Origin of the sequence: Stenotrophomonas sp. TWI587 (assembly GCF_039674145.1) — a bacterium.
GTDB classification, from domain to species: domain Bacteria; phylum Pseudomonadota; class Gammaproteobacteria; order Xanthomonadales; family Xanthomonadaceae; genus Stenotrophomonas; species Stenotrophomonas maltophilia_AY.
This window is the reverse complement of record NZ_JBDJMW010000006.1, coordinates 145,183-157,820: the sequence shown is the minus strand read 5'-3', so window position 1 is coordinate 157,820 and position 12,638 is coordinate 145,183. Positions and strand designations below refer to the sequence as shown.

Here is a 12,638-nt window from a genome sequence, read left to right as displayed (position 1 = left end):
ATGGACGAGGGCCGGCAACGGCGTAGCTACGCCGTGCTGGCCCTCATCTGCGGCATCGTGGGAATGGCCGGCGGCGGCACCTTCGCCGCCATCGGGGTCTGGGTCGCGTTCGTCGAACCCGCCTATCTGGACCGCGCCTCGCGCCTGCTGATCGGGGGCTGGGGCAGTGCGGGCCTGATCGGGGTCCTCGGCTGGCTATGGTTGAGCAGCCGCTATCTTCGAGCGGGACGCACCGGCCTGCGCGACAGCGGGCCTTGGCCGTGGGCGGCATTGGGTCTTGGAGCACTGGCCGCCGTGGCAGTCGTCGGCATGGCGGTCTGGCAGGCCGCCGCCAGTCCAACGGCGCTGGTCCTGCTGCTGGCGGGGCCGCCGCTGTTGCTGCCTGCCGTCATGCTGCTGCAGCTGCGGCGTACCCAGGGCACCTGATCGGATGGAGATCCATCGCAGACAGCGGCGAGGGATGCTGCTGCACGTGGGCGTGTTTGGACTGCCCCATGCGGTGGCGGTGTTCATCGGGGTCGGGCTCTGCCTGCGTGACGTGCTCCACCAGTACGGCGGGCCGGGCGACGCGCCGGGCTGGGCAGCGGCATGGTTCGGCACGGCAAGTCTCATCGTCCTGATCTGGCTCATCCTTGCCCGGCGCTGGTGGCAGGGCGGCCCGGTCGCCCTTCGGGCCGCCTCGACGGCATGGTGGGCGGGTCTGGTGGCCGCCCTCGTCGCAACGGGCATTGTCTGGGCCGGTCTGCTGCGGTCGATCTTCCACGTTCATCTCTTCGATGGCGCCTTGCCCGCGGCTGTCGTGCTCCTGATGGCGGGCCTCCCGCTGTTCTCCTGTGCGGCGCACCTGCTGTGGTTGCGTCGGCGGGCCACCTAGACAGGGCTGGACTCTCCCCCTGTCCATTTGCTGTAGCCGGTCCCTCTCAGGTACCGTTGCGACGCTGCCGTGACCACGGCATGACGTTTTCCTGATGCAAGGCGTTCCATGTATTGTCCGTTCTGCCAGCATGCCGACACCCGTGTGATTGATTCGCGCGTCTCTGAAGACGGCGCGACGATCCGGCGTCGCCGCGAGTGCGAGGCCTGCAACGAGCGCTTCAGCACCTTGGAAACCATCGAACTGAAGTTGCCGGCGATCGTGAAAAGCGATGGCAGCCGTGAGGCCTTCGACGCCCGCAAGGTGCGCAGTGGCTTCGACCGCGCGCTGCAGAAGCGCCCGGTGCCCGAAGACAAGATCGAGTTGGCGGTGCGCGCGGTGATGCAGCAGGCCCGCATCTGCGGCGAGCGCGAGATTCCGTCGATCACGGTCGGCGAGTTCGTGATGAACGAACTGCGCAAGCTCGACCATGTCGGCTACGTACGTTTCGCCTCGGTGTACCGCAGCTTCGAAGACGTCGCCGATTTCCGCGAAGAAATCGAGAAGCTGGAGCGCGAGCTGCCCTCCAGCACGGAGCAGCTGCAACTGCTCGGCGATGTGATCGCGCTGACCAAGAAAAAGAAAGGCTGAGACTGGGCCGCATCGCGGCCACCACGGCTGAGCTACCATCGCGGCTGCCTGCCGCCGGACGCTTATCGCCATGACTGAATTCACTGCTCTCGACCACCAGCACATGGCGCATGCGCTGCGCCTGGCCGAGCGCGCCGCGTATACCGCGCGGCCCAATCCGATGGTGGGTTGCGTCATCGCACGCGACGAGGTGGTGGTCGGCGAGGGCTGGCACCAGCGTACCGGTGGTCCGCACGCGGAAGTCTTCGCGCTGCGCCAGGCCGGTGAACAGGCCCGCGGTGCCACGGCCTACGTCACCCTGGAACCGTGCGCGCACCATGGCCGTACACCGCCGTGCGCCCTGGCCCTGATCGGCGCGGGCGTGAGCCGCGTGGTCGCGGCGATGCGCGATCCCTTCCCGAAGGTCGACGGCGGCGGTTTCGTGCTGCTGCGCGAGGCCGGCATCGAGGTCGCCGAAGGGTTGATGGCTGCGCAGGCGCGCGAGCTCAACCACGGGTTCCTCTCGCGCATCGAGCGCGGCCGGCCCTGGGTGCGGGTGAAGCTTGCGGCCAGTCTGGACGGCCGTACCGCGATGGCCGATGGCAGCTCCAAGTGGATCACCGGTGCGGCGGCCCGCGAAGATGTGCAGCACTGGCGTGCGCGTGCGGGTGCGATTCTCACCGGCGCGGCGACCGTGTTGGCCGATGACCCGATGTTGACCGTGCGGCTGGCCGAAACCGAGGTGCTGCCGCCGTTGCGGGTGGTGCTCGATGCGCGGCTGCGCTCGCTGGAATGTGCGCGGGTGCGCGAGGGCGGGGCGCCGACCTTGTACGTGCATGACGCCGCGGTCAGCCCGCCGGATGCCGCCGATGCCGAGTTCGCCAGCGTACCCAGCCATGACGGTCGGCTGGATCTGGGCGCAGTGCTGGCCCTGCTGGCCGAGCGCGGCATCAATGAAGTGCATACCGAGGCCGGCGCGACCTTGGCCGGCGCGCTGCTGGCCGGTGGCTGGGTCGACGAACTGCTGCTCTATCAGGCCCCGACGCTGCTCGGTGAGCAAGGCCTGCCGCTGCTGTCCGGGCTGGGTATCCATGCGATGGACCAGCAGCGGCGGATGCGCGTGGTGGACCAGCGCCTGGTAGGCAGCGACCTGCGGTTGCTGCTGCGCCCATAAAAAACGGGCCCCTTGCGGGACCCGTTCGATCAGGGCGCGGCGAGGACCCCGCAGCCCGATCAGTAAGCGATGCAGCTGCCCCACCGTTCATCGGCAGCGAGCTGAGCGGTTGAGCTTAACACTTATTTAACTTAAAGCGCCCAGTCAGGGTGCCCTGTTACACTAGCCGGGCCGGTTCGCCGGTACACAAACGTCTTCAGGGCGGGGTGCGATTCCCCACCGGCGGTAGGTGCGCAAGCACGAGCCCGCGAGCGCTTCCCGGTCCGCGGGAAGGTCAGCAGATCCGGTCCGATGCCGGAGCCGACGGTATAGTCCGGATGAAAGAAGACGGTGCGGCCGGGCCTTGGTGCTCGGCGTGCACCTATATGCCTTGCGGCGTTTTTCGCTCACTTTCCGCGGAGAACGTTCCTTGTTTACTGGAATCATCGAAGGCGTCGGCCGTCTGGCCGCACGCGACACCCTTGGCGGCGATGTCCGCTTTACCTTTGACGTAGGCACCCTGCCGTTCGAAAACGTGCAGATGGGCGAGAGCATCGCCATCAACGGGGTCTGCCTAACCGTCATCGCCTATGACGCCACCCGCTTCCAGGCCGACGCCTCCACCGAGACGCTGGGCCTGACCACGCTGGGTCAGCTGACCGACGGCGCCGTCATCAATCTTGAACGCGCGATGCGCCCGACCGATCGCCTGGGTGGCCATCTGGTCAGCGGCCATGTCGATGGCCTGGGCCAGGTGTTGTCGGTGCATGACGACGCCCGCGCCCAGCGCTGGCGCTTCGCCGCGCCGGCGGCGCTGCTGCGCTACATCGCCAAGAAGGGCTCGATCTGCGTGGACGGGGTCAGCCTGACCGTCAACGAGGTGGACGAGCAGGGCTTCGAAGTCGCCCTCATCCCGCATACCGTCGCCAACACCGCCTTCGCCGCGACGGCCGTGGGCAGTGCGGTCAATCTTGAAATCGATCTGGTCGCCCGTTACGTCGAACGTTTGTTGGGTGCAGGAGCACGCGCATGAATTTCGCCCCCATTCCCGAGATTCTCGAGGACATCCGCCTCGGCCGCATGGTCGTCATCGTCGATGACGAAGACCGCGAGAACGAAGGCGACCTGATCATGGCCGCCGAGCTGGTCAAGCCCTCGGACATCAACTTCATGGTCACCCATGGCCGTGGCCTGGTGTGCCTGCCGCTGACCCGCGAACGCGCCGCCGATCTGGGCCTGGCGCCGATGGTGCAGGCCAATACCGCGCAGTTCCAGACCAACTTCACGGTCAGCATCGAGGCTGCCGAAGGCGTCACCACCGGCATCTCGGCCTACGACCGCGCGCACACCATCCGCACGGCGGTGAAGCCTGATGCCAAGCCGGCCGACCTGCATCAGCCGGGCCACATCTTCCCGCTGATCGCCCAGCCGGGCGGCGTGCTGACCCGCGCCGGGCATACCGAGGCCGGTGTCGATCTGGCCATGCTGGCGGGCCTGGAGCCGGCCGGCGTGCTGGTGGAGATCCTCAATCCGGACGGCAGCATGGCGCGCCGTCCGGAGCTGGAGGTGTTCGCCCGCGAGCACGGCCTGAAGATGGGCTCGATCGCCGACCTGATCGCCTACCGTCTGGCCACTGAAAAGACAGTCGAGCGTGTGGACGAACGCGCGATCGAGACCGAGTTCGGTCCGTTCACGCTGGTCACCTACCGCGACCGGATCGCCCACGACCTGCACTTCGCGCTGGTGCGCGGCACCCCGGATGCCGAGCCGACCCTGGTCCGCGTGCAGGTCGAGAACCCGCTGGCCGATCTGTTGCACTGGCGCCGCGATGATTTCGGCGTGGCCTCCACCGATGCCCTGCGCGCGATTGCCGCCGCCGACCGCGGCGTGATGGTGGTGCTGTCCGCGCCGCGCGACACCAACAGCCTGCTGGCACGCCTGCGTCAGCAGCCGGCACCGGTCGTGCCGGGCAAGGACAAGGACGTGAGCCAGTGGCGCCGCAACGGTGCCGGTGCGCAGATCCTGTCGGACCTGGGCCTGGGCAAGCTGCGCGTACTGGGCACGCCCCGCCGCCAGGTCGGCCTGGCCGGGTATGGCCTGGAAGTGGTCGAGACGGTGGGGAACACGTCATCGCATCCGCGCTGACGCCCCGCCGCTTCCCGGCAGCCCCCTGACTCAGGGGGCTTGTGCACCCGACCCGTCCCGTAACGCGCCGCGACCCGGCTGCACGCTGCCATGCGCTAGAATATTCACCTATTAAATGGACCCCACGCCGAACATGAGCCATTACGAAGGCGACCTCCGTACTCCGGAAAAGGCCCGTTTCGCCATCCTCGCCAGCCGCTGGAATGCCCGCATCACCGACGTGCTGGTGGCCGGTGCACGCCAGAGCCTGGCCGGTAACGGGATCGACGAGTCCGCCATCGATGTGATCCGCGTGCCTGGCGCGTGGGAACTGCCGCTGGTTGCCGCGCGTCTGGCCGCTGCCCATCAGCATGCCGCGATCATCACCCTGGGCTGTGTGATCCGGGGCGATACCCGCCATTACGAACACGTGGCCGACCGCTGCGCCGAGGGCCTGATGCGCGTGCAGCTGGACTTCGGCGTGCCGGTGCTCAATGGCGTGCTGGCGGTGGAACGGGTCGAGGATGCCGAAGCCCGCGCGGGTGGCAGCCACGGCAACAAGGGTGAGGAAGCCGCACTGACGGCGTTGGAAATGGTCAATCTTCTGGAGCAGCTGCCATGAACAAGTCAAACCAGGGCAAGCCCTCCGGTAAACCCGTCCGCCGTGATGGCGTCGACCCCGTGCTGCGTTCGCGCGCGCGTCGTCGTGCGCTGCAGGCGATCTACGCGTGGCAGATCTCCGGTGGCAACGCGCAGAGCGTCATCGCCCAGTTCGCCCACGAGCAGGCCCGCGAAATCGCGGATCTGGCCTACTTCGAAGCGCTGGTGCACGGCGTGCTCGACAACCGCAAGGATCTGGACGCGGCGATCGATCCGTACCTGGATCGCGGCATCGAAGAAGTGGATGCGATTGAACGCGCCGCGCTGCGTGTGGCTGCGTATGAAATGCGTTACCGCCTGGACGTGCCGTACCGCGTCGTGATCAACGAAGCGATCGAGTCGGCCAAGCGCTTCGGCTCCGAGCATGGCCACACCTACGTCAATGGCGTGCTGGACCGTGCTTCCGCCGAGTGGCGCAAGGTCGAAAACGGGGGCTGATCGGCCCCATGTCCCTTGCCGAATTTGATCTGATCGATCGCATCCGTGCCCGCACCGCCGAGCGCGACGACGTGGTGCTCGGCATCGGTGATGACGCGGCGCTGCTGCAGCCGCGCCCGAACGAACAGCTGGTGGTCACCGCCGACACGCTCAACAGCGGCGTGCATTTCCCGGCCGAGACCATGCCCTTCGACATCGGCTGGAAGACCCTGGCGGTCAATCTGTCCGACCTGGCCGCGATGGGCGCACGCCCGGCCTGGTGCACGCTGGCATTGTCGCTGCCCGACGCGCACCCGGACTGGATCGAATCCTTCGCCGACGGCTTCTTCGCGCTGGCCGACGAACACGCCATCGCGTTGATCGGCGGCGACACCACGCGTGGTCCGCTGTCGCTGTCGGTCACGGCGATGGGGCAGGTGGCACGTGGCCAGGCGCTGCGCCGCGACCGCGCCCAGGTGGGCGATGACATCTGGGTGAGCGGCACACTCGGCGACGCCGCTGGCGCCCTGCAGCTGTGGCAGCGCGGCGAGTTGAACATCGCCACCGCCACCGTGCTGGGTGATTACGAAACACTGCGCCTGCGCCTGCTGCGGCCGACCCCACGGGTGACGCTGGGCCTGCGCCTGCGTGCCTTCGCGCATGCTGCCGTGGATATCTCTGACGGCCTGCTGGCCGACCTGGGCCACATCACCACGCGCAGTGGCGTGCGTGCCGAAGTGGATGCCGACGCCGTGCCGCTGTCACCGGCCCTGCGTGCGGTGCTTGGCCGCGACGCCGCGCGTGCGTGTGCCCTGCGCGGCGGCGACGATTACGAACTGTGTTTCACCGCCGCCGCCGACCAGCGCGAGGCGCTGCATGCCGTGGCCGAATCGCTGCGCCTGCCGCTCACCCGCATCGGCCGCATCGTGGAAGGGCAGGGCGTGCAGTGCGAAGGCGAAACCGGGCCCGGCGGCTACCAGCACTTCGCGGAGTGAGCAGCCGGCAGAGCCCGGCGCCACGGTCGCGATGCGGGTGTTACGGGATGCTCACGGTCGCCTGCTGGTCCCGCGGCGTGCCGTAGTCGTCCAGCCACTGGAACGTCACCTTCGCCGGCATCGGGGCACCCGCCGGCAGCGCGTAGCGCACCTGCTGGCCCGGGGCGATCATGTCCACCTCCACCTTGCGGCCGTCCGCCAGCGTCAGCGTGCTCAGGGTGACGTGGTAGGCGGTAGGGTTGGTGACCTGCAAGGCATTGCCCGCACCGGTCCATACCAGCGCAGCCGCGGCATCGCGGGCGTTGCCGGGCAACCCTGCGGGACGGTGAAACAGCTTCACACGCGTGCGCACGGCGAATTGCAGCAGATTCTTGCCTGCGGCATCGGTCGGCTTGGGCGGAATGTCCAGCAGGTTGAAATAGAACACCGATTCGCGGTCGGTTGGCAGCGGTGCCTCCGACGGGCGCGGTGCATAGGTGATGCGATAGGCCTGGCCCTGATGCGCCTGCAGCAGGCGCGGGTCGGCCGGGGTAAGCCGGAACGGCGTGCGCACGTTCTCCGGCCGGGCATGACTATCGCCCGCGTCCACCCACACCTGCACCATGGCCGGCTGGTCGCCACCGTTGCTTGCCTTCACTGTGACGTCGCGACCCTTGCCTGCGTCGTGCACGATGCGGGTGCCTTGCAGCGTAACCGCGGCCAGCGAGGCATGGCTCGCCAGCAGCAGCGTCACCAGGGCGAACGCCCGGGATGTAATGCGCATGTTCATTGCTCACCTGCTCCAGAAGAAAGTGCCGTACCTGCCGCACGTGCGGCAGGTACGGCGAAAGGGCGTTGAGTTACTTGTAGAGCACCACGAAATCACCGGAGGCATCGGCCTTGCCGGCCGTTGCGTCCTGGCCCGGCGAGGCGTACCACGCGCTGTAGTCCAGCTGGCCTTTGCCGTCGGCAGGAATGACCACCCACTGCGTGGGATCTTCACCGATCTTCTGGTGCGCACCGGCGGCGTCGTACAGCGCAACGCCCACGTTCTGCGCGCCGCCCGGAGCGACACCCAGGTTGCCGGTGCTGCCATGCGGCGTGCCGCCAAAGCGCACACCCACCTCCTGGGAACTGCCCGAACCGGAGCAGTCCAGGCCGATGCTGAAGTTCTTCTGGCCGGCACGGGTGTTGGCGTTGACCGACTTCAGGTCGACCTGGCCCATGGCCACGGTGATGGTGCCGCCGGTGGAGTCCACCGCGCAGGTGGAGGTCATCAGCTCGCCGGTGATCTCCAGCTTCTCGGCCATGGCCGACGGTGCGGCCGTGGCAGCCAGCAGGGAAATGATCGCTACATTCAATTTGTTCAACATGATCTGCACTCGGGTTGGAAAATACGAGGAGCGCAGTGTCGTTCCAGACATATCTCGGAACCATGCAATAAGTTGCAAACGATAGGCGGTGTCTTAAATGGCCGCCGTTTGTACAGGTGGCGTTCAATGCACGGCGCACCGTGCCCGCGCGTGACACCTATAGGGAATCCGCCGCATTTCAAAAACTGCAGATCGGGTGACGCTGAAAATGAATGCGCTTGAAACTTAGATAGGCAAAATCTCTCTAGTTCTAAGGGTTGCATTGAGCATTGCAACTAATTGCATGGGATGACGCGCGGTAGACCCCTACGCTGCGACCCCTCATCCACAGGGAGATGTCGGTTTCAGCCGACGTCGAATGATCGTCGCCATGAATGCATGCTCGCCAGTCTTCGCTCCGCCTCGTCGTCGCACGCGCCACTGCTTGGCAACGGCTATCGCCGTCTCGCTGGCATTGGGTATGGTCGCGCCAAGCCGGGCCGATCCGCTCGACGGCCTGCAGTTCAGCGAGGGGTTCCTGATCGGCGGCGAGGCCATCGACCTACAGCGCTACGCGCAGGGCAATCCGATGGCGCCAGGCGTGTACCCGCTGGACCTGGTGGTCAACGGGGCGTTCCGCGAAAGCCGCGACATCACCTTCGTGCCGGGCGAACAGGGCGCCGTGCCGTGCCTGCCGGTGGCACTGGTGCGCGAACTGGGTCTGAAGGATGCCTACCTGACGCCACTGGGTGATGATGCGTCGGCCTGTGTCGACCTGGTGGCCATCGTGCCGGGCGCCACGGTCAGCTTCGACAGCGGCGCGTTGCAGCTGCTGGTGACGGTTCCGCAGGCCGCACAGGTCAGCACCGCGCGTGGCTACGTGGCACCGGCGCAGCGCGACTATGGCGTCACGGCAGGATTCTTCGACTACAACGTCAACCACAATCGCAGCCAAGGGCAGGACAACACCTACGCCAGCGTCAATGCGGGCATCAATCTGGGTGCCTGGCGGTTGCGCCATCGCGCGTCGTTCAGCCAGGGCACGCACGGTTCGCGACACGATGTGATCAGCAGCCACCTGCAGCGCGACCTGCCGTGGCTCAACAGCCAGTTGCTGATCGGCCAGAGCAGCACCGGCGGCGAGTTGTTTGAAAGCGTGGCCTTCAGCGGTGCACGCGTGGCCACCGACGAGCGCATGCTGCCCGATTCGCTGCGCGGCTTTGCCCCGGTGGTGCAGGGCATTGCCGAGGGCAACGCGGTGGTCACCATCCGCCAGAACAGCCATGTCATCCATGAGGTGACCGTCGCGCCGGGGCCGTTCTCCATCGAGGATCTGTACCCCACCAACTTCGGCGGCGACCTGGACGTGACTGTCACCGAAGCCGACGGCCGGACCCAGCGCTTCAAGGTCAGCTTCTCGGCGGTGCCGCAGGCGCTGCGCCCCGGCGCCAGCCGCTTCAGCGCCACCGCTGGTGAACTGCGCGCCTCCCGTCGCGGCGGTGAAGACCTGCGCTTTGCCGAAGGCACCTACGCACGCGGCATCAGCAACCGCTTCACCGCATTGGGCGGCGTACAGGCCAGTGAAGGTTTCCAGGCGGCATTGGTCGGCGGTGCGGTGAACACGCCGATCGGCGCGTTCGGTGCCGACATCACCCATTCGCGCGCACGCCTGAGCAACGGCGAGCAGGTGACCGGCAACAGTGTGCGGCTCAACTTCCAGCGCTATGTTGCCGCCACCGGCACCAACTTCGGCCTGGCCGCGCACCGCTACAGCACGCAGGGCTATCTCACCCTGACCGACTTCGCCGACGCACGCAGCGACGACTGGGGCTATGGCCGCCGTGCGCGCCAGCGCTACCAGGTGAACTTCTCGCAGCGAGTGGGCGAGCGCAGCACGCTGTCGCTGAGCGGGGGCCATGTGAGCTACTGGGACAGCGCCGACCGCCAGAACGATTTCCAGCTGCGCTTCCAGAGCACCTGGGGCCGCGCCAACTACGGCATCTCCGCGATGCGCTACCAGTTGGGCAACGGCCGCCAGGACACCCGCTATGCATTCAACGTGAGCGTGCCGCTGGGCCGCAGCCCGAGTGCGCCGCGCCTGAGCAGCCAGGTCGGGCAGTCCGCTGCCGGTCACCAGGCGCAGCTGGGCATCAACGGCACGCTGGGTGAGGACCGCGCACTGAGTTACAGCCTGTCGGCCAGCGATGCCAGCAACGGCCAGCGCAGTACCAGTGCCTACACCACCTACCAGGGCGGACGTGGCACCTTCAGCGCGGGGTATACCCGTTCCGGCGACTACAGCGCGGTGTCGGCCAGCGCGGCCGGCAGCGTGGTGCTGCATGGCGGCGGCGTCAACCTCGGCGCCCCGGTGGGCGACGGCTTTGCGTTGATCCAGGCCGAGGGTGCGCATGGGGCAAAGGTCGGGTACGGAAGCGATACCCGGGTGGCGCGCAATGGCTATGCGTTGCTGCCGCACGTCAGCCCCTACCGCTGGAACCAGATCGACCTGGACCCGTCCGGCCTGCCGCTGGATGTGGAACTGCTGCAGACCTCGCAGCGTGTCGCCCCCACCGCCGGCAGCATCGTGCGGGTGGCCTTCAACGCCAAGCGCGAGCGCACGCTGTTCATCGATGCCACCGACGCGCTGGGCCAGCCCCTGCCGTTCGCCGCCCGCGTTGAAGACGAGGCCGGCCGCGCATTCGGTGCGGTCGGGCAGGGCGGGGTGATCCAGTTGCGCGGCGCGCCGGCGCAGGGTGCCCTGATCGTCGACCCCGACGGCGCGCAGCGCTGTCGCCTGGAATACACCACCCCCGATGCCCCCGATGCCTACGGCCTGTCGTGGAGCCAGGCGGTCTGCACCCCGCTGCCTGCGCCCAGCCCGGGCCTGCAGGCCGCACTGGAAGCGCCTGGCGAATCGTCGTTTTGAGTTCCCTTTCCTCTCTCTATCCGGAGTTCCGCATGCACCTGTTCAACCGCATCACCCTGTGCACCGCTCTGCTGGCCGTCGCGCCGCTGGCCCTGGCTGACACCGCCACCCTCACCATCACCGGCCGGGTGCTGCCCGGCACCTGCACGCTGACCGCCGCGCCGATCGATCTGGACGAGATCAAGGCCAGTGACCTCACTCCCGGCGCGGACAGCCAGATCAAGGCCGGCGCGCTGGAGTTCAACGGCTGCGTGGGCGTGAGCAAGGCCGTGCTGTCCTTCGCCGGCACCGCGGCCGATGGCGATGCCGAGCGCTGGAAGAACACCGCGACCACCGACCCGGCCAGCGGCGTCTCGATCTCGCTGCTGTCGGGCACCACAGGCACCACCTATCTGAAGGACGGCGACACCGGCATCGATGTGCCGGTGACCGGCGCCACCGCGCGCTACGACCTGCGCGCGGCCTACTACGCGCCTACCGGTGCGGTATTGAGCGCCGGTGACGTGTCCACGGAAATCGTGGTGACAGCAGACTATGAGTAGCTCCCTGCGCAACGTGATGGACCACGCGGGAAGGAAGTGCCTCGCCGGCACAGCGCTCGCTTTCCTTGGGCTGGTGGCTTTCTCAGCGCCGGCCCGGGCGTGCACCGCGACGGTGATGGCCCCCATCGTGATCGACAAGAGCAGATCCACCCATCCCGATACCATCAGGATGATCTGGGACGATGGCACCAACGTTGGTTTTGGCGGGTGCCCCGCAGCCACACCAATGCAGGTCGACGTAACGGTGAGTGCGCCGGGCATGCGCTGGGTCACGGATGTCGATTTCACCGCGTATCCATTGACCGGTCCATTACCGTTGTATGAAGTGGGGCCGGACGCCGCGCTGATCGGATTCGTCCTCTCGGTTGACTCGACTTACCACCCGATGCGGATTGGCAACAACAGAGTCGAAAAGGTGGATGCCAATGGCAACCAGATTGTGATCGCTTATGTATACAGCCGTGGTGGGAGGATGAGGGACTTTCAGGCCTTGGCGGACGTGCAGTTCACAGCGCCTCTGCAGCCGACACTGAATGCGACGGTTCCGGTGAGCGTCAAGATGACATTTCCCCCCACGACCTGTTTGTTGCGCGATGCGTCCGAAATGCTCCAGGACGTGGCCGCCTCCGAATTGGCTGCGCCGGGCGCCACCGCCAAGGAGAAAACGGTTGCCATTCGCATGGACTGTGCCGCCGCAGTGCCGCGCGCCGATGTCATGCTGACCGACGCTGGCGATGCCGCCAACACCGGCAGCATGCTGACGCCTTCTGCGGATTCGAACGCGAAGGGCGTCCGGGTGCAGCTGTTGAGAAGCGGCGTCGAAGTGCAGTTCGGCCAAGCGTGGGACTTCAATCCCGGTACCGATGGTGTTCACGATCATGAATTCACCGCGCGCTACATCCGTGTCAGCGAGCCACTCGGTGCTGGCGCCATCAAAGGCGAGGCGATCTTCACTGCGGACTACTGGTAGCGCCGCACGGCGGTGTCCGCCGTCGCTGACATGAACG

At 67.1% G+C, this 12,638-nt stretch carries 14 protein-coding genes and 1 riboswitch; of the genes, 12 read left to right on the top strand and 2 right to left on the bottom strand.

The features are described from left to right. The 9 genes from ABE464_RS12025 (at position 1) to thiL (ending at position 6,832) form a co-directional block, all read left to right on the top strand. A complete protein-coding gene (locus ABE464_RS12025) occupies positions 1-426 on the top strand; it encodes a hypothetical protein (protein WP_346472134.1) in 426 nt (141 codons plus the stop codon). Positions 427-460: 34 nt separating this feature from the next. Further along, positions 461-874 carry a hypothetical protein gene (locus ABE464_RS12020; RefSeq protein WP_346472133.1) on the top strand — a complete coding sequence of 138 codons (414 nt, stop codon included), beginning with the start codon at positions 461-463 and terminating at the stop codon, positions 872-874. Between the two features lie 108 nt (positions 875-982). Further along, the gene (gene nrdR, locus ABE464_RS12015) at positions 983-1,504 is read left to right on the top strand and encodes a transcriptional regulator NrdR (protein ID WP_346462874.1); all 522 of its coding nucleotides are present in this window, start codon (positions 983-985) and stop codon (positions 1,502-1,504) included. A gap of 70 nt (positions 1,505-1,574) precedes the next feature. Beyond that, positions 1,575-2,657 (top strand): bifunctional diaminohydroxyphosphoribosylaminopyrimidine deaminase/5-amino-6-(5-phosphoribosylamino)uracil reductase RibD, encoded by a 1,083-nt coding sequence (gene ribD, locus ABE464_RS12010; RefSeq protein ID WP_346472132.1) that lies wholly within the window; start codon positions 1,575-1,577, stop codon positions 2,655-2,657. 188 nt (positions 2,658-2,845) lie between these two features. Next, positions 2,846-2,990: riboswitch (FMN riboswitch) on the top strand. Positions 2,991-3,066: 76 nt separating this feature from the next. Then, positions 3,067-3,669, top strand: a complete 603-nt coding sequence (locus ABE464_RS12005) for a riboflavin synthase (RefSeq protein WP_346462872.1) — start codon at positions 3,067-3,069, stop codon at positions 3,667-3,669. Continuing rightward, positions 3,666-4,781: a 3,4-dihydroxy-2-butanone-4-phosphate synthase gene (gene ribB, locus ABE464_RS12000; RefSeq protein ID WP_346472131.1), complete on the top strand. Its 1,116-nt coding sequence runs from the start codon at positions 3,666-3,668 to the stop codon at positions 4,779-4,781. The genes ABE464_RS12005 and ribB overlap by 4 nt, the downstream gene beginning before the upstream one ends. Before the next feature lie 133 nt (positions 4,782-4,914). Continuing rightward, positions 4,915-5,382, top strand: a complete 468-nt coding sequence (gene ribH, locus ABE464_RS11995; RefSeq protein ID WP_019182514.1) for a 6,7-dimethyl-8-ribityllumazine synthase — start codon at positions 4,915-4,917, stop codon at positions 5,380-5,382. Continuing rightward, entirely contained in the window at positions 5,379-5,858 is a 480-nt protein-coding gene (gene nusB / locus ABE464_RS11990) for a transcription antitermination factor NusB (RefSeq protein WP_346472130.1), read from the top strand. Before ribH ends, nusB begins: the two co-directional genes overlap by 4 nt. 8 nt (positions 5,859-5,866) lie before the next feature. After that, a complete protein-coding gene (thiL, locus tag ABE464_RS11985) occupies positions 5,867-6,832 on the top strand; it encodes a thiamine-phosphate kinase (protein ID WP_346472129.1) in 966 nt (321 codons plus the stop codon). 40 nt (positions 6,833-6,872) lie between these two features. Here thiL and ABE464_RS11980 read toward each other — a convergent pair whose 3' ends face one another. Together ABE464_RS11980 and ABE464_RS11975 are read right to left on the bottom strand one after the other, a co-directional pair. Beyond that, positions 6,873-7,595: a molecular chaperone gene (locus ABE464_RS11980; protein ID WP_102789037.1), complete on the bottom strand. Its 723-nt coding sequence runs from the start codon at positions 7,593-7,595 to the stop codon at positions 6,873-6,875. A 76-nt stretch (positions 7,596-7,671) separates the two neighbouring features. Further along, positions 7,672-8,184 carry a fimbrial protein gene (locus tag ABE464_RS11975; protein ID WP_070471763.1) on the bottom strand — a complete coding sequence of 171 codons (513 nt, stop codon included), beginning with the start codon at positions 8,182-8,184 and terminating at the stop codon, positions 7,672-7,674. Positions 8,185-8,644: 460 nt separating this feature from the next. On the opposite strand from ABE464_RS11975, the gene ABE464_RS11970 reads away from it, so the two are divergent. From ABE464_RS11970 to ABE464_RS11960, 3 genes are read left to right on the top strand one after another with little or no spacing between them, the layout of a single operon-like run. Next, entirely contained in the window at positions 8,645-11,089 is a 2,445-nt protein-coding gene (locus ABE464_RS11970; RefSeq protein WP_346472224.1) for a fimbria/pilus outer membrane usher protein, read from the top strand. Next, on the top strand, positions 11,086-11,631 hold the full coding sequence (locus tag ABE464_RS11965; protein ID WP_346472128.1) for a fimbrial protein: 546 nt from the start codon (positions 11,086-11,088) through the stop codon (positions 11,629-11,631). The genes ABE464_RS11970 and ABE464_RS11965 overlap by 4 nt, the downstream gene beginning before the upstream one ends. Continuing rightward, positions 11,624-12,601, top strand: a complete 978-nt coding sequence (locus ABE464_RS11960) for a fimbrial protein (RefSeq protein WP_346472127.1) — start codon at positions 11,624-11,626, stop codon at positions 12,599-12,601. Before ABE464_RS11965 ends, ABE464_RS11960 begins: the two co-directional genes overlap by 8 nt. Positions 12,602-12,638 lie beyond the last annotated feature (37 nt).